Below are 25,275 nucleotides of genomic sequence, written 5' to 3' on the forward strand. Positions count from 1 at the left end.
CCGCCTTGGTCCGGTCGTCCCACGCACTACTCCAGTTTTGGGTCTCACACCGCGGGACGCGATCCATGCGGGTGGCAGTGCGACGGAAGCGCCGGTTCGACTACCGCGACCGCATCCTGAAACAGTTCACCCTCGGCCAAGCCGTTACCCGCCGCTAGCCTGCAAGTGCGAGCGAGGGGGCATCCTGTGGATCCGTTGCGAGGAGAGTTGGCCCGGACTGTCGTTCCGCCAGAGCCGAGGGCGGGATGGGAATCGATGGTTGTGCTGGCCACGGTCAAGGCCTATCCGGCGATGTCGAACAAGTACGGCGAGTCTGTGTGCGTCGCCGGCCTGCGGCTCGACAGCCCAGAACCGGAGTGGGTCCGGCTGTTCCCGGTGTCGTTCCGGTCGTTGCCGGCGGACAAGCAGTTCGACAAGTACCAAGTGCTTGCTCTGCGTGCTCAGCGCGGGTCGACCGATCGGCGGCCCGAGAGCTGGAGGCCGGATCTTGACTCGCTGCGGCTGGGAGCCGTGGTGGGTACGGGCAGCGGATGGCGACACCGCTGGCAGGTCATGGAGCCATTGGCCGACTCCACAACAACCTGCGAGCTGCTAAAGGAGGCGCGCGCCCACGGCCAGAACGCACCGTCGCTGGGATTGATTCGCCCAGCGGATGTCAGTGGGCTGGTCGTCGAGACGAACCCGGACTACAAGGCCGACAGTGGCGAACCTGTCGACGTGGACCTGTTTGGAACAGAGCGAGAGCTACTGGAAGCCACACCGTTCCTGGTGCATTACCGGTATCGGTGTGCCGCGCTCAGTTGTCCCGGTCACCGACAGTCCATCGTGGACTGGGAGTCTGGACAACTGGCCCGGCGCAACCTGCGCACCCACAGCGTTACCGAGGCGAAGGACCTACAGAGGAAGAGATTTCTCGACGAGATGTGCGCACCGGGCAGGGAGACCCTCTTCTACGTCGGCAACCAGCATCAGCACCCGATCTCGTTCCTCGTGCTCGGCCTGTTCTGGCCGCCGAAGGGCTCCCGACCCGCGCCGACGCTGTTCGACTAGACGCTGATGAGGGCCTTGGCCAGCGCCTCGATGATGAGCCGGCGATGACAGCACCGTCCGTCGGCCTCGAAGCAGACCAGGACTACCGGACCCATCTCGAGCAGGCTACCGATGCGGTCTATTGCCTCCGCTGCCTCCGGCGTTTGCATGACCTCTTGGTTGAACCTGTCGTATGCCGCGGCCGCTGCGTCGGACTGGGGGTCGGCGAACCCGGCGCGGTTGTCGACTGGGTTGCCCAGGGCGCGGAGGTGCAGGTAGCCGATGCCAGCGGATTCAACTTGCTCGGTCAGGGCCCGCTTGGAGAAGCCGCGCTTGCGCGAAACCGGGTTGAGCCGGACGTCCACGACCGTGTGGGCACTGGTCTCACGCACGTAGTCGAGAAGATCTTCGACCGTGCGGCCTTCGTAGCCCCAGCCATGCAGTCCTGACACCCGGTTATCGGCCATGCGCCCGATCCTCCCACGATGACGACGACACGGTAGACCTCCGGCTGCGGTCGCCTCAGGCAGATCGTGGCTGCGTTGTCCGCTGCCAGTTGACCACTCGGAGCAACCGCGAGTCCGGTCCTGATCTCACAAGGCCATCGGCGGCGAAGGTACAGACGTCGCCCGAGAAGGGGGGCGCAAACTGGGCGACTCTTCCGGCGTTGCTGATGGCATTGCGGGCGGCGGCGCGGTCGTGTCCATGGCGCCGGTTGTTTGGCACCGGACCGAGCGGATCGAAACCCTTGATGCCGTACCTGTCACGGTAGGCAGCCACCGTGACGAGCTCGGCTGATGGCGCCGTCGAGCCGCTCCCCGCAGTGAGGAGCCCGGTCCGCAGGACCCATGCGGCGCGGCTATGCACCGCTGCCCGGGCGAGCCCCGTAGCGCGCTCTTCGATGACGCGCCCGCTCGTCGAGGGCTCGACGAACGTCGTCAGGCACCCGTGACCTCTGAGGACGTCCAAGAACTGCTGGCCACGGTCAAGAAGAACGAGAACCGCCACCGCGCCTCAGACAACATCAGGAGCAAGGCTGACGGCCACGACAGCGACCGTTCTGGCGGCACGCGACGCAGCGTCCCGTCGGCCAGCCTGCGGCAGTGGGCCGCGATCTGGCCCGGCCTCAAGGGCTGGACCACCCAGTACGACGCCACGGTCATCGCCGAGGCCGCCTCTGATACGGACTGGGACACCTTTCGTGAGGTGCTCGCCGAGACCAACGCCTTCGCCCGCGCCGCCGAGGCCGCCCGAACCATGAAAAGACCGAACGCCCGGTGATCGTCAACCGGCCGCTTCCTGGAGACATCCGCTCACCTGGTCATTGAGTCCGAACCCCGAAGGTAGAGAGGCAGCATGATGACCAAGAACGAGGCCACCGCGATCGCGTACGACGAGCGATACAACTCGACCCGGACATTGCTTTGGAACCTGAGCGAGTCCGCACCGCCAGCGAGCCAGGATGCCTATTGGGACCTGTGCATGCAATTCGACTCTGCCCACACGCTGGACGCAGCCGACCTCGACGAGATCCAAATGATCGACACCCGAGACGGGCGGACCGTGTACGACGGCGTCGCAGAGGCGCTGGACTGGATGCTCACTGTCACGGCTGACTATGAGGCGCGTGCCGCCATTCTCGTCGTGGTCGGGATCGAGATCAACGTGTTCACACTGCAATGGGCCCGAGCGCGGCTCGACGAGCTCTGGCGGGCGAAGACGGGACTCGGCGAATGGCCCACCGACGTCCACGACGACTTCGAGGACGATGAGAGCGGGTGGTACACAGCATTGGATGGCTCGCGACAGGCAGAGTGACGGACGATCGATCGATCCGGGCGAGCACTCCCATCTCGGCGTTGGCAGCGTCAACGAAGAAGGTCGTCAACCGCTCAAGATGACCAGCAAGGTAATGCTGAGAGACCAGAATGTCCCAGAGACCTTGCGGATAGATGTCGGCTTCCACGACAGTCCGGTGGGACTTGAACCGACAGCCGCCTGTCGGTCCAGAAACTCAACGAAGGGTGTCAACGCCGGGTCTTGTAGTTCCGGAGGAGACGCCGGACGTACTCCCGAAGGCTGACCTCGCCGTTACGACGCGGTAGCACGCCGTCGTCGTACTCGACGCTTGACGTACCCGCCAAGAGCGCCATGGCCGATGCGCTGGCGATCGTGCACGCGAAAACGATCTGCTTGGGTGACAGGTCCTTGCTGAGACCAAGGAACTCTCTGGCGGTCGAGAGCGCAACCGGAATGGTGTAGTACTTCGCCTCGAGCGACAAAATGGCGGAACTGCTGGGGGGATCGACATCGAAGCGTCGGCATCGGTCCGCCTGCTCCCGCGGCAGAATCAGAAGATCAGCTTCATGGGCGACCTTCGACTTGCCTACAACCAAAATCCCGGTGTGGACCTCAAGATCCGGGCGGTTGGCGGAGGACAGAACCGCATGGGTAAACGGAGGGCCTCCAGGCCTCCCCGAGCTCGCAATACGGCCCGGGCTACGGCGTAGGTGCAGGACGGTCGCCGTCGTGCCGTCGCCGTTTACGAACTGGACGCTGTAGCCGACGCTCCGTGCTGCATCGATCACCAGCGCGAAGATGTACGCCTCGTAGAGATCGTCCGGGGCTGTCGGGTGAGGTCCGGTCGTGGTCAAGGTGGTGGGAAGCGCTTTGGGCAACGTCGTCCGCAACCGTGCGAGCAACTGGGCCGGCGTCGCCGCCGTAGGGACAGTCGTCATGCCCAGCCTCCCCAGTCGTTCTCTTGGTCCCTGATCGGCTCGAGCGTCGCTGATCGCTGGTGTCCCGTGGCAGATCGGATCGCCTCGATGGTCTGGAGCACGGCGCGCACGTCGGCCCGCCGTTCTTCGAGAGCGGCTCGCCCCCCGGTTTCCCACGGCTGAGCGTCCTCGACATTCGAAAACTCATGCCGGTCGGGGCTAAACGCGATCTGTTCTTGGACGTCGTTCCGAGCAGCAAAGCCTATGAGGGTGCCCTCGATGGCGAAGGTTCCACCAACAGCGGCTTCCAACAGGTCCAGCAGAACACCGATGCGGTCCTGAACGGTCAGTTCGACCACGCGGACGTCACCAGATCGTGCCTGCTTCGGTATAACCGCGTCAGTGGTGCGTCCTTCAGTCGCGGCCAGACGCTCGTGGTCGACGATCGAGTTGAGTCCAGCGCTGCGCAGCACTTCCTCGAGTTCGCGGAGGAATTCTCGCATCTCGGAGGGATCCATGGCGCGAGCGTAGAGCGTCACGGCTCATCGTGCTTCTGCCGCACCAGAACGACGTGTCGTCTCGCATCCTGCCTGTACAGCGGCAGCGCCGCACCGAAGGCGCGCGCGACGGTACAACCGCCGGCTTCGACGGAACCGAGTCAAATCCCAAGTCCAGTTTCCGACGGGCCCGGCGCGCAGGGATCGCCGCGAAATATCGGAGGTGCGCGGCGTTTTCGCCGGAGTTCGCTGCTCACCTGTGACATAGAGCCAGAGTTCCCGAAAGGAGCCCCAGCACCTCCCCACGCCGGAGCTGGCACTACGCAGCGAACAGCACGGCGATGCGCCAGGGCTGCGGCACCGCCTCGTAGAGCGCGTCGACCTGAGTCGGCGCGGCGACGTCGTCCTCGGGCGTATGCGCGCCGTCGTGCCGCACCGATTTCCGGCTCGGCGTCGGCACATCCGGCATCGCAGAAAGAAGCCCGTCGCGCACCGCCGCACGCAGGATCATCTTCAGCACGTCGACCGCGTCGCCAGCGATCCCATTGTGCTTGGCTTCCTTCTTGAGGACCGAGGGCATGGCGACGAGCGTCGCGGTCAGGGCGCGCACTCGTTCGGTGTCGATTTCGCGGACCTTCACGTCGCCGAGCGGCGTCATCAGGTAGTTGTGCACGCGCCCCCGGTAGGCGATCACGGTGCCAGGCCGACGGGGCTTGCCACCCTTGCCGGGCTCACTCGCGATCCGTCCCAGCCACCGCTCTGCGTACTCCCGGAACGTGATGTCCCGAGCGGCCTCCTCCTCAACCGCCGCTCGACGACGCGGGACGGCGTCAGCGGGCGGAACCCACTCCCCCCGACTGATGGTCCCGTGCATCCCGTTAAGCCACTCGCGAGCGTCACCCTTGGTGAGGAACGTCAGTGGCTTGTCGGCCTCGGTCCGCGCCGAATAGGTCTTGTCGTCCGGCCCCGGATAGCGGGCCTGCCACCGCTTCGAGGGGAGCTTGCGCAGCCTTCCCCCATGCCTCTCGCCTCTGCGGTCCTGGCGCCGTTGTCTTGCCCATGATCGATCCCTTCTGGTCGTGTCGGCGTGCCCCTGCGTGCCCCTCAGGGCGGCAATTCGGGGCTCCTCACGTCCATAGGTGTCCACGACACCCCGAGACGCGAAGAGGCCCGGATCCGCGGAATTCCGCGGATCCGGGCCTCTGACCAGGTTCGACGGCCGATGACGGCCGAGGGATCAACTAAAAGTTCGATTTCTAGTGCAGAGAGCCCCGCCTTCGCTTTCAGGCACGCTCGCGGCCCCGCCTCAGCAGACAGCCCTGACCAGCGCTTCCGACTGCCGGGATGCAATGCTGCGACACTCCACGTCTGCCAGATGTACCGAACGCCTCAGACCAGGCCTACATGAGCCAGCTACTTTCTGTCTGGGTCTTCGTACCGGCGAAGCGCATCTCGCAGTTGATTCAAGCTCGTGCGAGCCGCCTCGAGGTCGGACGCTGCTTCGTCAATCGCCTTCTTCAGCCGCGCGCCGGTACCGGGAGTCTGCCCGCCGCGCGTGATGGTGCTGCGCACGGTCGACAACTCGCGAACGTCCAAAGCGGCCAGCTCGAGAGCGGTCAGCGCCATCGTGCATCTGTCGTGGATGTCGGGCGAAACGATCTCGATCTCCCAGCAGATCACTCGCAGGCCATCGAGTAGGGACGGGATCTCTTCGTTCCCGGCAGCCGTCGCCGGAGAACTGCCTTGGAGGTTGTCGCGGTCGGCCTGGACGAGTCGCAGTAGAGAATTCGCCTGGTTCCAGAACCGCAGATGTACTTCCCGGCGTCGTTCCGCAAGGCCGTCCCGTCGGGCCCGCGCGCTCTGCCACCTGATAGACCCCGCCGAGACCACAGTAACCGCGACAAGACCACACACGGCGACCAAGTCTGATGGCGTGAACTGCATCAGCCACTCCAGGAAACCCGCCACGCGCACCAACGCTACTGGTCGAGTCCGTGCAAGACCTCCCACCGAAGATCACAGCATCGCATCGAGGGCTCCGGATGATCCACAGCGCCATCGCCGGTTTTCGGGTGATTTCGGCTGCTTGGCCTCCATACAGGTTGTTTAGCCACTAGCGTCCTAACGGGAGGGAGACCAAAGTGGCGTATCGCAAATTCGCACGTCCAGCCGCTGCTCAGCGCCCGCGCAGCGTGCAGACCTGGTTGGACTGGATGGAGGAGCAGGGCGACATTTTGGTCCCTGTCGCGCCACGCCAGCCGCTCAGTTGCACGCGCTGCTACGGCGCAGCTGGCTATCGAGATGCCGGCGAGACATGGTCAACGTGCTGGGCGTGCCGTGCCTACGGTGACACCGTAGACACCGTCGTGCCCGTCACATACAGCCTGGACGCTGGCCTGGAGTCCATGCTTCATCAGTACAAGGACGGCCCGGTGAGATGGCTGCGGAGGCCCTTGGCATCACTTCTGACGGTATTCGTTCGCGAGCATGCCGATTGCATCGAAGGAGACGCCAGCGGGATCGATGTGGCCATGCTCGTGCCGTCGGACAACCAGAGCCGAACCTTCGGCCATCTCGATGAGCTTCTGCACGGAGTCATTGCGAACGACCCTGTGACCCGCCGCTTCAACTGGAGCCCTGGTGCCATCGTGCGCGACAGGCTTACTAAGCGACCCGAGCGGGGTGAACTCAAGCCCCGGGCGTACAAAGTTGACCCGAGGGACGTCAGCGACGCTTCGGTACTCCTGCTCGATGACACGTGGACATCTGGCTCGTCGGCTGCCAGCGCCGCTGCGGCTCTCAAGGCGGCGGGTGCTCACAACGTCACGGTCCTTACGCTCGGGCGGCAGCTGAATCTCGGCAGTAACTTCGGGAGCACCGAGGCCATCTGCCACGACCGCCGTGGTGCATTGTGGAGCCGCGACAGATGCGTCCTCTGCGCCTGAAGACGTCGACTATGAGCAACGTCAGTGGTCGATGGGAGGCTGGCGGGTTGGACACACTAGGAGGTGGCGTGATGGAGGGCCAGTCGTCAGGTCTGACCTACGCTGGCCACATGACCATGGCCACGGAGGAGAATGTCGCACTGGTCGCGCTGCTCCGTACCCTCCGCAGGGGTGAGCGGTGGGCTTCGGTAACCGAACGCGTCCTGGAGCGAGGCAGCGCGGTCGCCGTCTGGGAAGACAGAATTGGCGAGGCGCTGCTACCTGACCCAGAGTTGCAGACCACCTACGACCAGGCCAGCACTGACGTGAAGAGATGGGCGGACACCGGCTATGCAATGGTCGGGATCCTCGACCCGAGCTATCCCACACGCCTGCGCGAGATCCACCAAGCGCCCCCCTTCCTCTTTGCTGCCGGTCAACTCCTCGCTAATGACCCTGCAATCGCCGTGGTCGGCTCTCGAAAAGCGTCCGAGCGTGGGATCGGCATCGCAACTGCCATTGCAGATGCGCTCGCCCGTCGGCACGTCACCGTTCTCTCTGGTCTCGCGGCTGGTATCGACGCGGCGGCACACACCGCCGCACTAGCAGCTGGCGGGCGTACGGTCGCGATCATCGGTACCGGGATTAACAAGCAGTACCCGGCGACGAACCGAGCCCTCCAGGAGCAGATCATGCAAAGAGGACTCGTCCTTTCCCAGTTCTGGCCTGATGCGCCCCCGCAACAGCACAACTTCCTCATGCGGAACGCCGTCATGTCCGGCTACGGTCGCGTCACGGTCGTGGTCGAGGCGAGTGAGAAGAGCGGTGCTCGTGCCCAGGCTCGTATGGCTGTCGAGCACGGCCGTCCCGTCATACTTACCGATCAAGTTGTAGCACTGAACGACTGGGCCAAGGTCCTCCTCGATCGTCCTGGAGTGCACGTGGCTCACGGAATCGGTGAGGCGCTGGAGCAGATCGATGCCGTTCTCAACAAGGAGAACGAGGTCAACCGCCTGCTGAATCACCTACTGGGCGCTGGTCTGTGATAGACCCGCGTATTGCTCAGGTCCAGCAGACACTGGCGGCAACGGCTGGCGGCTTCCTGCGCAACCCGCTGCTCGAGGAAACCTGTTCTCGCTGCTTCACCCCAACGGCGTCAAGACCGATCTGCAGTCGGTGTCGGATCCTCCTCTCTTATCCCGGAGGTCCCGACTTACTCGGGATGATGGCCTACGCCAGCTACCTTGCCCCGGTTACCCAGTCTGGTCATGTCATGCGCGGTTACAAGAATCTGCATATCTCGTCGCCCGTCCATCGCCAGACTGTCGCTCTGATGGCGGCGTTGGGCCTCCTGGGCCATGTTATTTGTGCCGGCACCCTGACCGGCACACCTGTCTCCGCCTGGGCAACGGTTCCGTCGCTGCCTCCGAAGCCAGACCTGACTACGCACGCCCTGAACGACATCGTTGGCAAGTTGGCGCGGCCTGCAGCGATCGAGGTCACGCTCACCGCCGCAGCGGACTCGACGAACCCACGCGATGCCAACCCTTCCCACTACGCCGCAAGCGCGAACGCAGCCGGACGCCACGTCCTTGTCATCGATGACACCTGGACTGGAGGCGGCCACGCCACCTCAGCAGCACTCGCCGTGCGAGCGGCCGGCGCCACACACGTCTCCGTCCTCGTGCTCGCACGCTGGCTCTCGGACGGTTGGGAGCAGACAACGCAGCAGTGGGCAAAGCAGCGACTTTCCGCACCCGACTTTAACCCCGACGTTTGCCCGTGGACGCAGGGTCTATGTCCCTGAACTGCGCTTACAGTCAAGATCTCCCGCGCGATCTTCGCCTCCGAAACGGGGCCCCTACGAGCACCGGCGGTGCGACCGCGAGCTGTCGTGCAGTCGAAGGCCTGTCCGCAGCAGCGGCAGATGCGATGCGTCAGCACCTCGTCCCAGCCGCAACCTGATCGACGTCCGACTCTGACACTCGGATCTAAGCTCGCGGTGTTCAAGCTGTACAAGCGGTGCATGCGTGCGGTGCATGCGCTCATACCGATAATCTCGCGGACGCCTGGCTTACCTCGGCCCCGGGACTCGGTGTGAAACGCGACGCCAAGAGCCTCGACCAGGAGCTGCTCGATGCAGGTGTTGTACCGCTCCGACGCCGCCACTTCAGCGCCAGCAACACCCGACCGTCCGGGGCACGCCAGATCCCGTCCACGCCAAGAACCTTGGTGAAGACCGCGACGTGAGTGTGCAGGTTCGGGTCCCCCGCCCGGGAGTCCAGATGGTCGAACGCCACGGCGGTCAGGCCGTGGGCATCGATCTGCAGCACCCCGCCCGCACCGCCACGAGTGAGCGACCCCTCGGCCTCGATCCACACCAGCGTGTCCCGCCACGCCTGGGTATGCGCCTTCGTGATCGCCTCCCGCGTGGCCGCGTCACCCAGACCCCACAACACGCTGATCGACTTCGACGGCGTGAACACCAGGTCATACCCCGCGACCGCCTTACGGGGCTGCTGCCCACGTTTGGCCAACCACGTGGCGACGTCCTGGTCCGAGAGCCCACCCGAGGCGCCCTTCTCGGTGCGCTCCTGCTGAGCGAGAGAGCGGGCGACGTTCCAGCGGATCAGGTCCCGCTCGATCCCCGCCTCCGGCGGACGATCGTTCTCGGCAGCGAACACAGCAAACGCGGCCTGCAACGCCTGCCTGTACCCGTCGTCGGCCCGCGCCTTGAACTCCGGGAACGCTCGTCCCAGGCGGCCGGTGCGCTCCGCGTCCTGCTTCGACAAGCCGCGGGCCAGGGCCTCGACCTCGAGCCGGTCCGCGTCCGGGTGCCGACCCTGCCCGAACAACGACTCCATCTGCTTCCCAAAGACCTGGCCCGAGACCCCCAAGCTGCTCCAGCCCCGACCTGACCCACTGCCCGGGTGGGTTGCCGTGCTGCATGTAGTAGTCCGTCAACGACACGCCCCGGCCGCGCGGTACGTCCCCCGAGGCGACTTGCTGAGTGAGGTACGTGTATCCGCTGCCGGCGCTGAGCACGTGGACCGTCATCATGTCCCCCACCCCCTTCCCCAGGCGCTTGTCGGGCTGTTCCGGGTCGCCTCGGCGACCTCCGCTACTGGCGTAGGCCCGTATTCGAGTTGGGCGAATGCCCTCGTTGAGGGCGCGCCCATGTCAGCGATGAGGTGTGCGGGAAGAGCCAGCCGGGTCAGCAGGCGAGGTTCCGGCCGAGCGCGTGCTGCGGCTTCGGATCGTGGTGCGGGTGGCTATATGTCGGCGACGACTCGCGAGAACACGGCCAGGTCGACGCGTCCGTCGTGGATGAACCCGGCGTCGCGCAGGACACCTTCGTGTGTGAAGCCGGCGCGCTGCGCGACGATCTGGGACGCGATGTTCTCGGTGGCTGCTCGCAGCTCGACTCTGCGCATGCCACCTGTGGTCAAGGACCAGTCGGTAAGAAGCCGCGTCGCCTCGGTGATCAGACCCCGGCCTCGGGCCCAGGGCGCTGCCCAGTAGCCGATCTCCGTTGTCGCTGCGCGCCAGTGGGTCTTCTTGAGTCCGACGGTGCCGGCAAGGGTGTTGTTGACCTCAACGACTCCCACGAGCCCAACCTGTCAACTTTAAGTGGAAAATGACCACTCAAAGTAGACCCGAGGTTGCCCGCCCGCACGCTGAAGCCGCTCACCACGCCCACGGGCCAGGTATTCGACCCACAGACCAGCCCGCGTGTGTCAACTTAAAGTTGATTCGCCACCCTTCACAGCGTTGTGCATTAGGTGCGCTGCCCTTACCAGGGCGGTCCGCGGGACCCGCTGTCCATCCGCTCGACTGCCCTAGCTGCACAGCCGCGACATCGTCTCGGTCTCGCGGTGTGCGTCGTCGCGTGCCTGTACGTGGCCGTCGCGGCTCGTCGGCTGTGTCGCCGCTGTCCTGCACTATCCGGGGGCGCGGGCACGGGCCCCACGCCACGGGCTGGCCCGAGTACCTCTCCCCAGGGCGTACGAGGAAGTCGCCATCCCGGTATCGAGCTGACGGCCTTGTGGCGCTGCTGCTACGCAGCGAGAATTACCAACCTCAGGCTGTACCGGTCTGCAGCTTCAGCGGTTGCCAACTCATTCGTTCTGGCTTGGCACCAAGCTGGCCACTGTTCTCAAGGCGCTCCGAGTTCGATCTACCTTAGCCTGCATCGCAATGCAAGAGTAATGGTTTCACAACCATGGCCTTGATAACCGTAATGACCAGCCCATACGGTCCATGCCATGGTGACGATGGTGCGGGATCTGGTGAGGTTGACGTGGCGCTACTGGGGGCTGGCAGCACTAGCCGTGGCTGCGGTGGGATGGTTGACCCGAGATCTCGGGTTCGGAGCGATCGCGGGCTTCTCGTTGCTCGGCCTTCTGTGGCTACTGCTCCAGGCACCAAACCCATGTGGTGCGCCAGTCCGCGCTGCGGGCAAGACCTGCCGGAATAATGCCCGAGGAGTCCTGCGCGGCTGCCACTTGCAGCAGCACAAGTGGCAACGCATGCGGACGTTCTTCGTACATCCTCGCCTGCGCGAGTGCTTCAAGCAACTATTCAGCAATCCGAAGACAGGTCTCGCAAGCCTCGTCGCGATCGTCACGCTGTTGTCCACGATCATCAGCACGATCCTGTCCTTGGTGCCCGCTAGCACATGACCGCTGTGCCAGACCGGCGACTGCCCGTGTTGTGCGACAAGAGCGACTGGGCCTTCGCCCCGAGAAGTGGACACGTCTTCGTGTGGTCAGGCGGCCAGCCGTAGCGTAGCCGGGTCGGTCTCGTGTTCGTAGTCGATAGGGCTCTGGTTCCCGAGGCGGGAATGCGGGCGGCGCAGGTTGTAACGCGTGATCCAGCGGAAGACCGCGAGGCGGCAGGCGCGGGCGCCGTCGAACGCGGGTGCGCCGGCCAGGGTCTCGCGTTTCAGCGTGGCGTTGAACGACTCTGCCAGGGCGTTGTCGGCGCTGGTGCCGACCGCGCCCATGGACTGAGTCACCTGCAGCCGGCCGCATAGCTGCGCGTAGTCCTTCGATCCGTACTGGGCTCCGTGGTCGCTGTGGAAGATCGCGCCGGCCAGAGAGCCGCGCTCGGCTACGGCGGCCTGGAGGGCGTCGGTGACCAGCTCGGTGCGCATGTGATCAGCCAGCGACCAGCCCACCAGACGGCGCGAGTACAGGTCGATCACCGTCGCCAGATACAAGAACTGCCCGCCACCGACCGGCAGGTAGGTGATGTCGCCGACATACCTGCGGTTGGGTGCCTGCGCGGTGAAGTCCCGCTTGATCAGGTCGCCCACCCTCTGCCCCGATGGGTCCGGGACTGTGGTGCGTACTCGTCGTCGTAGCCGGATCCCCGCGATGCCGTGCTCGCGCATCACACGAGCGACCCGTTTGTGGTTCACCGGCGGCCCGACCGGGTCGGCCTTACGCAGCTCGGTCGTCACCCGCGGCGAGCCAAGAGCCGGATCCTCCTTCAGCAGAGCCCGGATCCGCGCCGCCAGCCCGGCATCAGCAGCAGCCCGGGCGGCACGACCAGCGGCGCCGTCGCGCCACTTGTAGTAGCTCGACCGGTTGATCTCAAGGACCTGGCACAGCCGCTTCACCGAGTAGGTGGGATGGTGCTCGGCGACGAACTGGAAGCGGCTCACCAGGTCGTCTCTCCCGCGAAATACTTCGCGGCCTTACGCAGGATCTCCCGCTCGGTGGCGAGCTTGCGCTTGTCGGCCTCCAGGCGGGCGTTGGCCGCCTCGAGCTCGGCGACCCGTGCCTCCAGCTGCCCGACCCTGCCACCGGAACGCACCGCGGGCTCGCCGGGCGTCGTGCCCGCTGCCGGACCGGCCGTCACGGCGGCCTGCCCGCGCTGCTCGGCAGCGCGGCGCACCCATAACCGCAACGTCTCTCGCGAGACGCCCAAGTCCCGGGCGATGCCCTTGATCGTCGCCCCGGGCGTGGACTCGTACAAGGCCACAGCATCGGCCTTGAACTCCTCCGGATAGTTCTTCATAGCCATGCGGATCAAACTCGCTTCCTCTGGATCCACGATCCAGTATCAGCGTGTCCACCAAACGGGGTGAGGGCCCACTGTCCGACGACTCATGAGACCGACCCGGCCGGGGGCACAATCCGTGGTGCACGGTGCACCGTCTGACCACGGTTTGACGATCCGTCGCACCAGGCCCCGACGGCGACCCTCTTGGACCTGATCCGGAAGGCATTCGGTGACCAGCTTGGCGACTAAGACCTCGTTTCAGAATGACCGGCCTGGGAGTTTGCGCCAGCAGATGATCGCGCAGGCCAGGTGCATGAGTCCGGGGTGGAGGTCGGCGCGGACCTCGTAGCGGGTGCGTAGGCGTTTGAACTGGTGGAGCCAGGAGAAGCCGCGTTCGACGACCCATCGCTTCTTGCCGAGCCCGGAGCCGTGGGCGACGCCGCGGCGGGCGATGCGCGGGGTGATGCCCCGGTCGCGCAGCTCGCGGCGGTACTTGTCGTAGTCGTAGCCGCGGTCGGCGTACAGGATCCGGGGCTTGCGCCTGGGCCTGCCGACCGTGCCCCGGATCGCCGGCAGGGAGTCGACCAGGGGCAGCAGCTGGGTCACGTCGTGCCGGTTCCCGCCGGTCAGGGACACCTGCAGCGGGGTGCCGTTCGTGTCGACGATCAGGTGGTGCTTGGACCCGGGCCGGGCGCGGTCGACCGGTGACGGGCCGACATGGTCCCCCCTTTGAGCGCCCGCACGTGCGAGCCGTCGATGCTCATCTCGTCCAGCCCCAGCAGGCCTTCCCGGCGCATCTCTGCCAGCACCGCCTCGTGCAGCCGCGGCCAGAGCCCCGCCTCGGTCCACTCGCGCAGCCGCCGCCAGCAGGTCACGCCGGAGACGCCCAGCGCCTGCGAAGGGACCTGCCTCCAGCCGACCCCGTGCCGCAACACGAACACGATCCCGGCCAGCGCCGCCCGGTCATCGGCCCGCCGACGCCCATGATGACGATAGGGACGCGGCGCCGGCGCCGGCAGCAACGCAGCGACCTGCTCCCACAGCAGGTCAGGAACCAAATCCTCGATCACGAGCGAGCAGCCTGCCCCAAACGAGCAGGTCAGACACAGCGAACACGCCGCCCATTCTGAAACGAGGTCTTAGGATGCGCAGCACGACGAGTTTCGAACTACACGGCGCCGAGCAAGCACGGTAAGAGACAGCCTTCGCGGAGCGACGCCCCTCAGCCCAGACCGATCGCGGCAGCGATCGCGCTCGCTAACACACTCGCGCCGACTTCGGTTGCCGCGCCAATCGACCAACTGCCGAGCCCTGAAAGAGCCTTCTTCGTAGCGCCGGGGTCCCCCTGCTCCGCGGCCTCCAAGGCGACTCGGAGCTTTGACACCTCCACCGGCGACGCCTCGACGCTCCCCGCCTCACAGGCGTCCGCCACCAAACGCAGCTCGGCAACGATCTGGCTAGCGTCCGCGTCGCCGGGCCAGTTGATGTCCCGACCTGCTACGGGACCCGCGATATGGCCGTTGCCACCAACGGCTACCCCCCGATTCACTCGGAACGTGTCTCCCACATTCATCTCCCTAATGATCGTGATGACCGGGGCACGATCGCCGCCCGCGATCCGCCCCTCTAGCACACCATCCGCACTCGCCTTCGCCGTAGGACGCAAGACTGGAAGACTGACGCCGCTTAGCGGATACATGCTCTGAAGCGGCACATACGAGTCCATGAAGACAATGTCCTCCTGGAGACCCGTGAGGAGAGCTGGAAGTCGCGGAAAATAGAAGGCTGGATAGTTCCCGATCCAAGGAGGTCGCTCAGCCCAGACATGAAGCCACAAGAGCGGGTCCGATCGCTCATTTACGCTCAGCTCCCGGCCCAGTGCCTGAGCCATGGACTCCCAATAGACCTCCGCCGAGCCCTGGCAGAGGGCGATCAGCCCGCGAAGCCACCAGCTGGCCGAGTTCGCGACGAACCTCCCTGATTCAAATAAGAATGTAGCGCGCTCAACTTCCCCAGCCACCAAGGCGGAAAAAGCCCCCTGGCAAACGAGGGCAAAGTAATCCGTGTAGTCGAGCGCCTTCTCGGCAGCGCGTGCGAAACGCCTTTCTATCTGATCGGTCACCAGATCGCACAAGGCTATCGCGGAATCACTCATCTCGCCCTCAGTGGCTACTTGGCGGATCTTCACGATGCGCTCTCGGTCGCCTTGCTGGTGAGCCAGAAACAGCGCCTGCTCGACTAACCTCCAGCCGAGATGCGATGCCCTACCCACCTCCTGGATGGCATCAACTAGCACATCAATTGCCTTTTCGCGATCGCCACTCGCGCTAAGGACGAATGCTTCGAGGGAGAGTAGGTGCTGGCGAATCTCGGGATCCCGCACGTTTTCAAGGCCAAAGCGAACAACCTTCAGCGCTTCGGAAAGCTGCCGCCGACTGCCGTGTGCCTCGGTCGCCTTGCGGACCAGAATCCCGAAGTCCCTCTCGGGTAGTCTCCGCGCGCCCTGTTCGACCACTGCGGCGATCGCGAGTGGCGTGTCCAGTCGGCAGGCAAGTTCAACCCGAAGGAGCCAGGGGTCGAGATCACGCACCTCGAGCGTCGCGAGAGTCGCCTGACGATATGCCACCTCAAGATCGCGCGGGCGGCCGCGAGCAGCCAATAGGGCCGCCAGAACGCCCCTTAGCCTGCCGTAGCCCTCGGGTAGATCGAAGAGCGCGGCCCCGAGTGTCGCAATCAACTCGCGGACTGCAGCGGGGTCGCTGGGCGGACGAGAAAGATGTTGGTAACTGCCGAGGATAATTCGCCGATAATTTGCCGCCAGTTCCTGAAAATCGGCCTCCGCGCCGACAGCCAGCAGATGGTACCGAGCCTCGACAAACTCTGCGCCGACCCGGACGAGGTCACGCGGAGTCCCCCCACCGCCGATACCGCCAGCGGGACGCGGCTGCAGTCGTTTCCTGTAGTGCTGAGCGGCTTGCCTGTGCGCAACCAAACGGCGTCGCTCGTTTCGCCCCAATCTGGAGAGAGCCAACTGTCTCGCCACGGGTGATATTGAGTACCACCGTCGGTCCCTCCCCAGCAGAAACCTGCTGGCGAGCCCGTCCTTTAGCGCCTCAGCACTACTGCCGGCGGGGGTCATTTCGCGGATTGCATCGATGGTGAAGGAGCGCCGGAAGGCCGAAAGCGACTCCAGCAACATCCTCGAAGGTGCATCGAGCCTCTCGATCGTCTTGGTGAGAAATCGCTCCTCGAGACGTCGTACCACCATTGGAGATGCGGCGAGTTCGCGACTCTGCCATGCATCGGATCCGAGATCAATCAATCCGTCGAGCGGCTCGTCAACAAGGCAAGCGACGAAAGCTTCCATCGCACGCGGATTGTTGCCGAGCCATGCGACAACGTCGTCCAGCATGTCTGCGGGCACTTCGTCAAGAACCCCTCGATCGCTCATCAGGCGCGTTAGGATCGTGCGCGCGTCGTCTGCGGACGGCGGAAACATGGTCTTGGTCGCAGCGCCATGAAGCCAGGGGCCTTCCGCCGGAGACTCGCTCGTTACCAGGAGCACACGGCCCTGAAAATTGCTCTTGCACAAGTTCCTAACCAGATCGGCAAGACCTGCAGAGCGTGGCAGTCGGCTCTCTGGGTCTAGCGCCGCTTCGAAGTCGTCAATGACGACTAACGCTTGAGTCGCTAGGAGTTCGAGCAGGCCGGCTCGGAAGTCGCCGTCCGGATGGTCAGCAACTATGCTCACGCCGTCTGCCTCTAGCTTCGCGGCGATCAGAAGCAGCAGGGTCTCGATGTCGTCCGACTCAGAGGCCGAAACGAGGACGGCAGGACCATCCCAGGCGCGCCGGATCTTGTGCGCGACGATGGACTTTCCGATCCCGCTGAAGCCTTCCAGCACACAGACGCTCGGGCCAGTCTCGCGCCATTCACCGAGGAGCCAGTCCAACACTTCGGCTTCGCGCAGTAGGTTCGTCAATGCAGCCCCCAGCGTCCGGTTCAGCGCTTCCTGACACTACACCTGGCTTGCGCATGCTGGGAGTCCCCACGGGCCTGCACTCCGCGCGTGGCGCCGTCGGGCGCCCACCGCACTCTGAGGGCAACCCAGCACCCTCCAGCCAAGGACGAAGAAGAGGCAAGCATCGAAGCGAGGGTCCCGGATGAAACGGCGCCGCTGACTCGCCCTCGCACCGCGTGTCGCAAGGAGGGAGTTCTCCCAGCCGACGAGCCGCCTGACGCTGGGCGCGCGGCCATGTCGATGGCGAGTGGCACCCTCTCAGCTATGCGGGATCGGACACCATCGACATCGGGCTCGGCATCGCACCAAGTAAAATCGCACCAAGAAAACGGGTACGGGGGTTCATCGTCGCGCTCCCGGTCGAGATGGCTTTCACCGGCTGGTGCGAGCCGGTGCTTAGCCCTCGTTTCAGAATGACCGGCCCGGGAGTTTGCGCCAGCAAATGATGGCGCAGGCCAGGTGCATGAGTCCGAGGTGGAGGTCAGCACGGACCTCGTAGCGGGTGCGCAGGCGTTTGAACTGGTGGAGCCAGGAGAAGCCACGTTCTACGACCCAGCGTTTCGTGCCGAGCCCGGAGCCATGGGCGACCCCTCGGCGGGCGATCTTCGGCGCGATGCCCCGGTCGTGTAGCTCGCGGCGGTACTTGTCGTAGTCGTGGCCACGGTCGGCGTACAGGATCCGGGGTTTACGTCGTGGCCGGCCGACCGTGCCTCGGATCGCGGGCAGGGCGTCGAGCAGGGGCAGCAGCTGGGTCACGTCGTGCCGGTTCCCACCAGTCAGGGACACCTGCAGCGGGGTGCCGTTCGTGTCCACGATCAGGTGGTGCTTGGACCCGGGCCGTCCCCGGTCGACCGGTGAGGGGCCGACATGGGCCCCCCTTTGAGGGCCCTCAGGTGCGAGCCGTCGATGCTCATCTCGTCCAGCCCCAGCAGACCTTCGCGGCGCATCTGGGCCAACACTGCCTCGTGCAGCCGGGGCCACACACCGGCCTCGGTCCACTCGGCCAGTCTGCGCCAGCAGGTGACTCCCGAGACGCCCAACGAGTCCTGCGGGACCTGCCACCAGCCCACCCCGTGCCGCAGCACGAACACGATCCCGGCCAACGCCGCACGGTCATCGGCCCGCCGGCGGCCGTGATGCCAATACGGGCGCGGCGCCGGCGTGGGGAGGAACGGAGCGACCTGCTCCCACAGAAGGTCAGGAACCAAATCCTCGATCACGAGCCCGCAGCCTGCCCCGAACCCGCAGGTCAGACATAGCGGATACGCCGACCATTCTGAAACAAGGTCTAAGGCCCTCGGCGACCTGTTCGACCAGTTTCAACGCGAAGCCTTCCGGCTGGAGACTCTCGACGACTACAGCCGGTCCGGCAACGTCGACGCCTACCAGTTGTTCCTCGACGGCCAGGACAAGCCCGCGGACTACAACCTTGACTGGCTCGACGAGGTGCGCACCCACACCGACGTGGGACGGCGCATGTACCGCGTCCATGTTCTTCGACGGCCGCTGACGCCCTACCTGCGCTTCGAACTCGGCTGGGGCTACGCCACCAATGCCACGGCGGGCGAAGAGTTCTTCATCCTCGACGTCACTGACCAGCCCACGCCGCTCCCTGAACATGTCGGCGACTTCTGGCTCTTCGACTCGACCACACCGGCCCGGTTCAACTACAGCGACGGCAAGTTCATCGGGGCCGACGTCCTGCCGGACGACCACGGCCCGGAGTACGTCGCCTACCGAGAGACAGCCTTGGCGCACGCCGTGCCGTTCGCAGACTGGTGGGCAATGTACGGCGAGTGAACCGTTCCGAACCCGTCGAATCCAGCACGGTTACCCGGCCGCCCATCCATGTTCTTAAGGCACGTCCTCTCTGCTGACGTACCGCTCATCCGGCCGGTAGCCTCGTTGCACCACGTCGAGCAGGGGGACTCCCATGGGTCAGCACGTCGTTGTCGATCCCGGGTTCGGGGCGCTCCTGAATGAACTGCGCACGCAGCGCAACTGGTCATTGCGCGGCCTGGGCGAGCGCGTGCACTGCTCCCACGGGCACATCTGGGACCTGGAGCACGGACAGAAGCGCCCGAGCCCTGCGGTGGCGGCGCTTCTGGATGAGGCGCTTGACGCCGGCGGCCGCCTGAGCGCAATGGTCCGGGTAGCGGCTCAAGCGTCCATGTCACCGCACGACAGCGCGTCCGGTCCAACTGCGCCAGCCGAGCAAGGATTCGGCGACGCACTTGAGCTGTGGCGGTCCGATCTTGAGCGCCGTGACTTCCTGACCGCTGCGGCCTTCAACGCCGCGACCTTCCTCGTGCCCGCGCTGCGATGGCTCACCGCCCCCTCGACGCCCGGTCCCGGTAGCACCGGGGTCCGCTTTGTCGGCATGCCGGATGTCGAGATGATCCGGCAGATGCTGGGCGCGTTCCGCACGGTCGACAATCAATACGGCGGTGGGTACGTCCGCGAGAGAGTCGTCAGGTTCCTGCACCACGACGTGGCTGAGCTCCTCCAAGGCCAGTACGACACCCGCACCGGAGCCGCTCTGCTCTCTGCAGCAGCCGAAGCGACTCAGTTGGCTGGGTGGGCAACCTACGACGTCGGGCGACACGCCCTGGCGCAGCGGTACATGGTCCAGGCCCTCCACCTTGCTGGCGCTGCCGAGGACCGCCCGCTCGGAGCGGAGATCTTGGCTGCGATGAGCCATCAGGCCGCGTACCTCCGCTCCGGTGACGAAGCGATCGACCTGGCTCGGGCGGCAGGGCGTGCGGCAGCCGAGGCGGGCGTCGGGGCGATCGCAGCCGAGGCGGCGGTGCTGGAAGCTCAGGGCCATGCCGTGAACGGTTCAGCCTCTGCGACAGCGTCGTCGTTGGACCGTGCTGAGCGCTTGTTCGACCAGGCGGAGCGCGCCACCGACCCGCAGTGGCTGGGCTACTTCGACGAGGCGTATCTCGCGGCGAAGTTCGGGCAGACGTTCACCGCCCTGGGCCGTGGCGACCTTGCCGTGCGTTTCGCGGAGCGTTCCCTGGACATGGACGCGCGGTACGCCCGGGGACGGATGTTCAATCTCGCACTCGTTGCTCGGGCTCACGCCCAGGACGGGAACGTCGAGGAAGCCGCAGAAGCCGGCCACCAGGCTCTTGAAGCCGCTCAGGGAATCGACTCAGCACGATCGCGTGACTACCTAGCCGAGATTGCCCAACGCCTCGCACCACACGCAGGGATCGATGCCGTGGACACCTACCGGGCCAGAGCACGCGACCTCATCGCGAGCTAACTAGGAGCGGCTAGAGCCGACCTTCAGCGCGGTCCAGGAGCACCTTCATCAATCCGGCCACGGACGCCGCGCCGACGATCTGCCCGGACTCGATCAGCCCCAGGACCTCAGCGAGCGGGATCCACCGGATCTCCTCTGCCTCGTTGATGTCCGGAGCAGCGCCTGTGTCATGTCCGCCGCGTGCGAGGTAGATGATGTTGGGCTGGTCCACGGTGCCGACCATCGGCTGGAACCTCAGGTACTCGCGCACGTCGCGGGGTCGCCACCCGGTCTCCTCCTCAGCCTCACGGAAGGCAGCGGCCTGGGGTCCCTCGTTCGGGTCAAGGTAGCCGCCAGGCAGCTCCCAGACCCAGGAGTCGATGATGAACCGGTGCCGCCACATCATCAGGACCCGATCCTGGTCGTCCAGCATCAGGACCATGATCGCGGCCGGAACGCGCAGCACCCACTGCTCGAACTCGACGCCGTCGGGCAGACGCACGCTCGCGATGCTCACGTTGGCCCGGCGGGTGTCGTCCACCAAGCGCTCGTCCAGGATCTCCCATTGCGTCGACCTGCTCGGCGTCGCGGCGCTCTGTGGGGAAGTCTCAGGTGCCGGGGTGCTGGGCGTCGAGTTGCTCGGCTGAGTGCTCACGCTCGGCAGCGTACGGTCTGGTCGGGCGCGTTCGCCACGCACGCACGCGCTCATCGGCGCCCGCCGGCTGTACGCCGTCCGTGTACTCCGGAGCAGACAGTTGTCTGCTGACAGCGGCTGACGCGCCGCTCCTACCAGCGAACACCCGGTACCGGTCAGAGTTTCGGCAAGAGCACGACACCCCGACACCTGCCGAGGACGCACCGTGAGCACCGCACCCCTCAAGCCACAGACGTTTGCTCGCCCTTCAATGCTCGTCGCGTGCGATATCGATGGCACGCTCCTGGATCACGGCGGGAAGATCCCGTCCGAGACCGTGGCAGCGCTTGATCTGGTGCGGTCGGCCGGTCACGAGGTCGTGCTGGCAACTGGTCGGTCGCTGGTCGGGCTGCTCCCCGTCGCCACAAGGCTCGGCCTGACTGAGGGGTTCGCCGTCTGTTCCAACGGCGCGATGACTGTCCGTCTGGACCGGAGTCCGGCCTCGGGGTATGTAGTCCAGGACGCCCGGCACTTCGACACGCGCGCAGTGATCCACCAAGCTCTGGGGCTAGCGCCCGGTGCACATGTCGGGGTCGAGGAAGTCGGCTGGGGCTGGCGGGTAAACGCGTTGTTCGAAAGGGAGCTGCTCAACGGGGAGCAGAAGCGGGTACAAGTCGCTGACTTGTGCGCCGTGCCGGCGACCCGTGTCGCGCTGCATGCTCCTGGTATCGCTCTTCACGCGCAGGCATTAGCGGATTCTGGCGTGACAGTCACCCCGGCGGGGCGCAACTGGCTGGATGTCACCGCGCCGGCAACCCACAAGGCCTCAGCGCTGGAACGGCTTCGCGTCCACCTGGGTATCCGCCACGATGCCACGGTGGCTGTTGGGGACGGCCCCAACGACATCGACATGTTGGTCTGGGCCGACCGTGGTGTCGCGATGGGTCACGCTTCCGAGGTTGTCCGTGCCGCCGCGGGCGAGGTCACCGGCACGATCGTTCAGCACGGAGCGGTAACCGTTCTGCGCTCACTGCTGCCGCTCGACGTCAAGACCACTGCCCTCGCGCCGCTCGCGGGCCAGCTCGCCATGGCCGTACGTACTGCGCCGAGTCCGGTGGTCTTGCGGGTCTGGCACGAGGACCACTCAGAGATAGCGCGGTGCGACACCTGGGTCCTTCGTGACGGCGTATGGGTGAGACACGGGCCGATCCCGTCCGGTACGGGAGCGACCATGCGCGCGATCGAGGTTGCCGCGCGTGAGGCGGGTCTGGCTTACCCACGCGGGGAGATCGGCCGGCGCCGCGCGCATTGGCGCAGCACCCGCGACCGGAGCGGCCGGGCCGGGTTCGAACTGCCCTTGCACCACGGGCTCCCCGCCTCGACGTCTTCAGTCGTACCCGAGTTCTCGATGCGCTGACCGCCCTGAGTGCTCGACGCGACATCTGCCCAGCAAGGCCGCGTTGATCGACTGCGGCCCACCACAGGCGTCCGGGACCTACCCGGACTCGATAAGAGGAGAGATAGCGATGAAGAGCAACACGAACACGACAGAGGCAACAACGGCGGAGCCCACGACCGTGGAGCAGGAAATGATCGACCTCGGCGACGTCGTCACGCTGACGGAGGGCAGCAAGAAGAAGGCCGGTACCGAGGACAAGCGGTACGCCTATCGCTGACCCGAACGGTGGTGGCCCGGAGGTTCCGTTGGGCCACCACCGCCCGGCTCCTGACAGGTCTGGCACGACGAGCGCAGAGGGGAAGCAGATGCATTGGCTCGCAGGATCGTTCGGCGTGGGTAGTGCTCGGCGTCCGGCTGGCAGCGTGCCCGTCGGCGGCGCGTCGGACCTCTGGCTGGTCGGCGACCCACCTCAAGCATGGGTCCGCACCGCGAGCGCTCCGATGCGGCGTGTCGTTGTCGTGGGGACATGCGGCGCCGGCGATGACGAGCTGAACCGGCTTGCTTCATCCGGCGTTCCGGACGACGTCGTCCTACGGTGGCCGGGCGCGTACGCCGTCGTCGAGCAGACCGAGGTGGCCACCACCGTCTGGACGGACCTGGCGTCCTCAGTCCCGGTGTACAACACGGTGTTCGACGGGACCGCGTACTGGGCGACGACGGCGCGTGGCCTGGCCGGGTTGACCGGCGCTGCTGTGAACAGCGAGCGCCTCGCGGTGGAGCTGCTCGCGCCAAGCAGCCCTCTCCTGGCTGGCACCACCACGTACTTCGAAGCGGTCGACTTGGTGCCAGCCGGTCACCGTATGAAGATCGCCAGTAGCGGGACGACCGTGGCCCGGGTGTGGTGGCCTGGTAGGGAGCGGAGTCCTGGGATTTCGCTCCGTGCGGAGCTCGACGCTGCTGTCGGGATCCGGGTGGACGGCAGCGCGTCGCCGTCGTCGGACCTGTCCGGGGGCCTCGACTCGAGCTCGCTCGCGCTCCTGGCCGCACAACGACTCGGTCCCGACCGGTCAGTGGCTGCGTTCACGGTCCATGCACCGTTCGACCGCCCAGCGGGCGACCTCCGCTACGCCCTCGATGCGGCCGGTCGGCCCGGCGTCGCGCACCACCTCCTCCCGCTGGAAGCAGGACATCTCCCCTACGGCGGCTTGGACACCATCCCGGCTACCGACGAGCCGGCACCATCGACACGCGCTTACGCCCGCTTCGCCTATCAGATGACCGCCATGGCTGATCGGGTAGGCACCGACGCGCACCTGACGGGTGACGGCGGAGACTCGTTGCTGTGCACGCCGGATGTGTGGATCGCTGATCTCTTCGCCGCCGGGCGGTACCGCGAGGCATCCGGTGAGGTAGTCCGCCTGGCCCGTATCCACCGCTGCTCACCGGGTCGAGTCCTGAGCGACGTCCTGGACTCCCTACGCAGTGACCCGGCCAGTGTCCTCACTTCGTGGGCACGGCTGGCACGCGGGCAGGTTCCAACGTCTGCAGCGGCCCGGCGCGTGCGGCAAAGGCTGCCGCTACCTAACCAACAACCCTGGGCGACCCCCATGGCGCGGCACCACGCCGCAGTACGCGCAGACCAGGCGGCCGAATCGGCCTTGCCTGCACCCGCAGGGCAGCGGGCAGTCTGGGACGTAGTCGAGCAGATGGCCGAGGTCGGACGCACCGCCTACGCCGATGCTCAGCTCGCGGCCCAGTCCGGCGTCCACCTGCACAACCCGTTCGCGGACTCCCGCGTCATCGACTCCTACCTGTCCGGTGTCGCGGGACGGATGCCGAGCCCGGCCGCGTACAAGCCAGTGCTTCGGGCGGAGATGGGCGGCATCCTGCCGACCTCGCTGCTGGCACGAACCACGAAGGGCGTCTACACACCCGACTACCACCTTGGGCTGCGCACCCACCTGAGCGACCTCAGCGCCATCGCCGACGGCCACCTCGCCGCACTCGGGCTGATCGATCCAGCGGGCTTGGTCAACGGCTTGCGACAGGCTGCGGCCGGACTCACCGGCGGACTCTGGCTCTTGGACGCCGCAATCGTCTGCGAGGCCTGGCTACAGGCTCACTACTCCACCGTGCTGCCCGCCTGGGAAAGCACGAAGGACAACGTCAGATCGGAGGCGCTCACGCCATGATGCCCGCACCCGCCATCCCTGACGTGCGAGTTTGCGCGTTCGACAGCGTGACCATCCGGGTCGACTACACGACCGGTCGCATCACCGCTGCCACCGGCGCCACAGCCGAGGCGTGGGCACAGGCGCCCGGAGTCATACATAGAGCCCGCTGGGGGCTGTCGTTCGGCACCGACGAAGCCGACGTCGAACCTGGTCCTACCGCGCGGCCCACCGTCCGCGACAGTGTCGCTGCTGCGGCGGCGCTCGTCGTGACGCTCGCGGTCCGCTCGCTCGGCCAGAGCGCGCGAGCGATGTCACGACTGACAGTTCTCGCGGCGACGGCGGCCCGCCTCACTGCCACGCCGTCGCACGCCGACGAGGCGGAACGAGTCGTATCCGCCGTCCGCTGGGCGTCGCGCTGGTTACCGTTCCGGATCGCGTGCCTCGAGGAGTCCATTGCCGCGGTCCTGGTCCTCGCGGCACGCCGACGCAGCGTGACGTGGTGCCATGGCGTTGCGCCTGACCCGGTGCAGTTCCACGCTTGGATCCAAACTCATGGCTCCCCCGTCGCGGAGCCACCGACCACGAGCCGCTACACCGTTCTGCACACCATCCCCTGACCCA

At 66.0% G+C, this 25,275-nt stretch carries 24 protein-coding genes and 1 pseudogene; 13 read left to right on the forward strand and 12 right to left on the reverse strand.

Annotation, left to right across the window (positions count from 1 at the left end):
- The first annotated feature begins 255 nt into the window (after positions 1 to 255).
- A complete protein-coding gene (locus tag ACQEVI_RS05805; protein ID WP_432895618.1) occupies positions 256 to 1,050 on the forward strand; it encodes a hypothetical protein in 795 nt (264 codons plus the stop codon).
- Here ACQEVI_RS05805 and ACQEVI_RS05810 read toward each other — a convergent pair.
- Positions 1,047 to 1,496 carry a DUF488 domain-containing protein gene (locus ACQEVI_RS05810; RefSeq protein WP_432895620.1) on the reverse strand — a complete coding sequence of 150 codons (450 nt, stop codon included), beginning with the start codon at positions 1,494 to 1,496 and terminating at the stop codon, positions 1,047 to 1,049. The genes ACQEVI_RS05805 and ACQEVI_RS05810 overlap by 4 nt on opposite strands.
- Positions 1,497 to 1,977: 481 nt before the next feature.
- Between ACQEVI_RS05810 and ACQEVI_RS05815 the strand changes: the two genes are divergently transcribed.
- Both ACQEVI_RS05815 and ACQEVI_RS05820 read left to right on the forward strand, forming a co-directional pair.
- Complete coding sequence (locus ACQEVI_RS05815; protein ID WP_432895622.1) at positions 1,978 to 2,310, forward strand: hypothetical protein; 333 nt, start codon at positions 1,978 to 1,980, stop codon at positions 2,308 to 2,310.
- Between the two features lie 75 nt (positions 2,311 to 2,385).
- Positions 2,386 to 2,847, forward strand: coding sequence for a hypothetical protein (locus tag ACQEVI_RS05820; protein WP_432895624.1), 462 nt, complete (start codon positions 2,386 to 2,388; stop codon positions 2,845 to 2,847).
- A 209-nt stretch (positions 2,848 to 3,056) separates the two neighbouring features.
- On the opposite strand, the gene ACQEVI_RS05825 is transcribed toward ACQEVI_RS05820, so the two are convergent.
- The 4 genes from ACQEVI_RS05825 to ACQEVI_RS05840 all read right to left on the reverse strand — a co-directional run bounded on the left by ACQEVI_RS05825 (position 3,057) and on the right by ACQEVI_RS05840 (position 6,211).
- Positions 3,057 to 3,767 carry a hypothetical protein gene (locus tag ACQEVI_RS05825; RefSeq protein ID WP_432895626.1) on the reverse strand — a complete coding sequence of 237 codons (711 nt, stop codon included), beginning with the start codon at positions 3,765 to 3,767 and terminating at the stop codon, positions 3,057 to 3,059.
- Entirely contained in the window at positions 3,764 to 4,264 is a 501-nt protein-coding gene (locus ACQEVI_RS05830; RefSeq protein WP_432895628.1) for a hypothetical protein, read from the reverse strand. Before ACQEVI_RS05830 ends, ACQEVI_RS05825 begins: the two co-directional genes overlap by 4 nt.
- A 298-nt stretch (positions 4,265 to 4,562) precedes the next feature.
- Positions 4,563 to 4,916: a hypothetical protein gene (locus ACQEVI_RS05835; RefSeq protein ID WP_432895629.1), complete on the reverse strand. Its 354-nt coding sequence runs from the start codon at positions 4,914 to 4,916 to the stop codon at positions 4,563 to 4,565.
- A gap of 740 nt (positions 4,917 to 5,656) precedes the next feature.
- Entirely contained in the window at positions 5,657 to 6,211 is a 555-nt protein-coding gene (locus ACQEVI_RS05840; RefSeq protein WP_432895631.1) for a hypothetical protein, read from the reverse strand.
- Between the two features lie 485 nt (positions 6,212 to 6,696).
- Here ACQEVI_RS05840 and ACQEVI_RS05845 point away from each other — a divergent pair, with 485 nt between their 5' ends.
- The 3 genes from ACQEVI_RS05845 (at position 6,697) to ACQEVI_RS05855 (ending at position 8,974) form a co-directional block, all read left to right on the forward strand.
- Positions 6,697 to 7,188, forward strand: a complete 492-nt coding sequence (locus tag ACQEVI_RS05845; protein ID WP_432895633.1) for a hypothetical protein — start codon at positions 6,697 to 6,699, stop codon at positions 7,186 to 7,188.
- Positions 7,189 to 7,298: 110 nt separating this feature from the next.
- Positions 7,299 to 8,213, forward strand: coding sequence for a DNA-processing protein DprA (locus ACQEVI_RS05850; RefSeq protein ID WP_432895635.1), 915 nt, complete (start codon positions 7,299 to 7,301; stop codon positions 8,211 to 8,213).
- 179 nt (positions 8,214 to 8,392) lie between these two features.
- Positions 8,393 to 8,974 carry a hypothetical protein gene (locus ACQEVI_RS05855; RefSeq protein ID WP_432895637.1) on the forward strand — a complete coding sequence of 194 codons (582 nt, stop codon included), beginning with the start codon at positions 8,393 to 8,395 and terminating at the stop codon, positions 8,972 to 8,974.
- Between the two features lie 238 nt (positions 8,975 to 9,212).
- On the opposite strand, the pseudogene mobF reads toward ACQEVI_RS05855, so the two are convergent.
- Positions 9,213 to 10,227, reverse strand: a pseudogene (mobF, locus tag ACQEVI_RS05860) (MobF family relaxase).
- Between the two features lie 212 nt (positions 10,228 to 10,439).
- Complete coding sequence (locus tag ACQEVI_RS05865) at positions 10,440 to 10,775, reverse strand: GNAT family N-acetyltransferase (RefSeq protein ID WP_432895639.1); 336 nt, start codon at positions 10,773 to 10,775, stop codon at positions 10,440 to 10,442.
- Between the two features lie 657 nt (positions 10,776 to 11,432).
- Here ACQEVI_RS05865 and ACQEVI_RS05870 point away from each other — a divergent pair.
- Positions 11,433 to 11,849 carry a hypothetical protein gene (locus ACQEVI_RS05870; RefSeq protein WP_432895641.1) on the forward strand — a complete coding sequence of 139 codons (417 nt, stop codon included), beginning with the start codon at positions 11,433 to 11,435 and terminating at the stop codon, positions 11,847 to 11,849.
- A gap of 86 nt (positions 11,850 to 11,935) precedes the next feature.
- Here the strand turns inward: ACQEVI_RS05870 and ACQEVI_RS05875 are convergent.
- The 4 genes from ACQEVI_RS05875 to ACQEVI_RS05890 form a co-directional block, all read right to left on the reverse strand.
- Positions 11,936 to 13,197, reverse strand: a protein-coding gene (locus ACQEVI_RS05875; RefSeq protein ID WP_432894622.1) for an IS3 family transposase whose coding sequence is annotated in 2 segments (ribosomal slippage) — positions 11,936 to 12,852 and positions 12,852 to 13,197 — 1,263 coding nt in all. Because the reading frame shifts where the segments join, the coding sequence is not laid out codon by codon here.
- A 237-nt stretch (positions 13,198 to 13,434) separates the two neighbouring features.
- Positions 13,435 to 14,246, reverse strand: a protein-coding gene (locus ACQEVI_RS05880; RefSeq protein ID WP_432895643.1) for an IS5 family transposase whose coding sequence is annotated in 2 segments (ribosomal slippage) — positions 13,435 to 13,907 and positions 13,907 to 14,246 — 813 coding nt in all. Because the reading frame shifts where the segments join, the coding sequence is not laid out codon by codon here.
- A gap of 152 nt (positions 14,247 to 14,398) precedes the next feature.
- On the reverse strand, positions 14,399 to 17,158 hold the full coding sequence (locus tag ACQEVI_RS05885; RefSeq protein ID WP_432895645.1) for a hypothetical protein: 2,760 nt from the start codon (positions 17,156 to 17,158) through the stop codon (positions 14,399 to 14,401).
- 447 nt (positions 17,159 to 17,605) lie between these two features.
- Positions 17,606 to 18,417 (reverse strand): IS5 family transposase gene (locus tag ACQEVI_RS05890; protein ID WP_432895647.1). Its coding sequence is split into 2 segments (ribosomal slippage): positions 17,606 to 18,078 and positions 18,078 to 18,417, totalling 813 coding nucleotides; the frame shifts between segments, so codons are not numbered across the junction.
- On the opposite strand from ACQEVI_RS05890, the gene ACQEVI_RS05895 reads away from it, so the two are divergent.
- Together ACQEVI_RS05895 and ACQEVI_RS05900 are read left to right on the forward strand one after the other, a co-directional pair.
- Positions 18,359 to 18,997 (forward strand): DUF6879 family protein, encoded by a 639-nt coding sequence (locus ACQEVI_RS05895; protein WP_432895649.1) that lies wholly within the window; start codon positions 18,359 to 18,361, stop codon positions 18,995 to 18,997. The genes ACQEVI_RS05890 and ACQEVI_RS05895 overlap by 59 nt on opposite strands.
- Positions 18,998 to 19,130: 133 nt before the next feature.
- Entirely contained in the window at positions 19,131 to 20,468 is a 1,338-nt protein-coding gene (locus tag ACQEVI_RS05900) for a helix-turn-helix domain-containing protein (protein WP_432895651.1), read from the forward strand.
- Positions 20,469 to 20,478: 10 nt separating this feature from the next.
- Here ACQEVI_RS05900 and ACQEVI_RS05905 read toward each other — a convergent pair whose 3' ends face one another.
- On the reverse strand, positions 20,479 to 21,102 hold the full coding sequence (locus ACQEVI_RS05905; protein ID WP_432895653.1) for an NUDIX hydrolase: 624 nt from the start codon (positions 21,100 to 21,102) through the stop codon (positions 20,479 to 20,481).
- A 205-nt stretch (positions 21,103 to 21,307) separates the two neighbouring features.
- On the opposite strand from ACQEVI_RS05905, the gene ACQEVI_RS05910 reads away from it, so the two are divergent.
- The 4 genes from ACQEVI_RS05910 to ACQEVI_RS05925 all read left to right on the forward strand — a co-directional run bounded on the left by ACQEVI_RS05910 (position 21,308) and on the right by ACQEVI_RS05925 (position 25,271).
- The gene (locus ACQEVI_RS05910; RefSeq protein WP_432895655.1) at positions 21,308 to 22,498 is read left to right on the forward strand and encodes an HAD family hydrolase; all 1,191 of its coding nucleotides are present in this window, start codon (positions 21,308 to 21,310) and stop codon (positions 22,496 to 22,498) included.
- 109 nt (positions 22,499 to 22,607) lie between these two features.
- Complete coding sequence (locus ACQEVI_RS05915; protein WP_432895657.1) at positions 22,608 to 22,757, forward strand: albusnodin family lasso peptide; 150 nt, start codon at positions 22,608 to 22,610, stop codon at positions 22,755 to 22,757.
- Positions 22,758 to 22,845: 88 nt separating this feature from the next.
- Complete coding sequence (locus tag ACQEVI_RS05920; protein WP_432895659.1) at positions 22,846 to 24,672, forward strand: albusnodin/ikarugamycin family macrolactam cyclase; 1,827 nt, start codon at positions 22,846 to 22,848, stop codon at positions 24,670 to 24,672.
- Positions 24,669 to 25,271: a lasso peptide biosynthesis B2 protein gene (locus tag ACQEVI_RS05925; RefSeq protein ID WP_432895661.1), complete on the forward strand. Its 603-nt coding sequence runs from the start codon at positions 24,669 to 24,671 to the stop codon at positions 25,269 to 25,271. Before ACQEVI_RS05920 ends, ACQEVI_RS05925 begins: the two co-directional genes overlap by 4 nt.
- Positions 25,272 to 25,275: the final 4 nt, after the last annotated feature.

Origin of the sequence: Promicromonospora sp. CA-289599, from assembly GCF_050936155.1 — a bacterium.
Lineage (GTDB): Bacteria > Actinomycetota > Actinomycetes > Actinomycetales > Cellulomonadaceae > Promicromonospora.

Coding starts and splice junctions, on each gene's coding strand:
- ACQEVI_RS05805 (WP_432895618.1), top strand. CDS start 256: ATGGTTGTGCTGGCCACGGTCAAGGCCTATCCGGCGATGTCGAACAAG.
- ACQEVI_RS05810 (WP_432895620.1), bottom strand. CDS start 1,496: ATGGCCGATAACCGGGTGTCAGGACTGCATGGCTGGGGCTACGAAGGC.
- ACQEVI_RS05820 (WP_432895624.1), top strand. CDS start 2,386: ATGATGACCAAGAACGAGGCCACCGCGATCGCGTACGACGAGCGATAC.
- ACQEVI_RS05825 (WP_432895626.1), bottom strand. CDS start 3,767: ATGACGACTGTCCCTACGGCGGCGACGCCGGCCCAGTTGCTCGCACGG.
- ACQEVI_RS05830 (WP_432895628.1), bottom strand. CDS start 4,264: ATGGATCCCTCCGAGATGCGAGAATTCCTCCGCGAACTCGAGGAAGTG.
- ACQEVI_RS05850 (WP_432895635.1), top strand. CDS start 7,299: ATGACCATGGCCACGGAGGAGAATGTCGCACTGGTCGCGCTGCTCCGT.
- ACQEVI_RS05855 (WP_432895637.1), top strand. CDS start 8,393: ATGGCCTACGCCAGCTACCTTGCCCCGGTTACCCAGTCTGGTCATGTC.
- ACQEVI_RS05870 (WP_432895641.1), top strand. CDS start 11,433: ATGGTGACGATGGTGCGGGATCTGGTGAGGTTGACGTGGCGCTACTGG.
- ACQEVI_RS05900 (WP_432895651.1), top strand. CDS start 19,131: ATGGGTCAGCACGTCGTTGTCGATCCCGGGTTCGGGGCGCTCCTGAAT.
- ACQEVI_RS05915 (WP_432895657.1), top strand. CDS start 22,608: ATGAAGAGCAACACGAACACGACAGAGGCAACAACGGCGGAGCCCACG.
- ACQEVI_RS05920 (WP_432895659.1), top strand. CDS start 22,846: ATGCATTGGCTCGCAGGATCGTTCGGCGTGGGTAGTGCTCGGCGTCCG.
- ACQEVI_RS05925 (WP_432895661.1), top strand. CDS start 24,669: ATGATGCCCGCACCCGCCATCCCTGACGTGCGAGTTTGCGCGTTCGAC.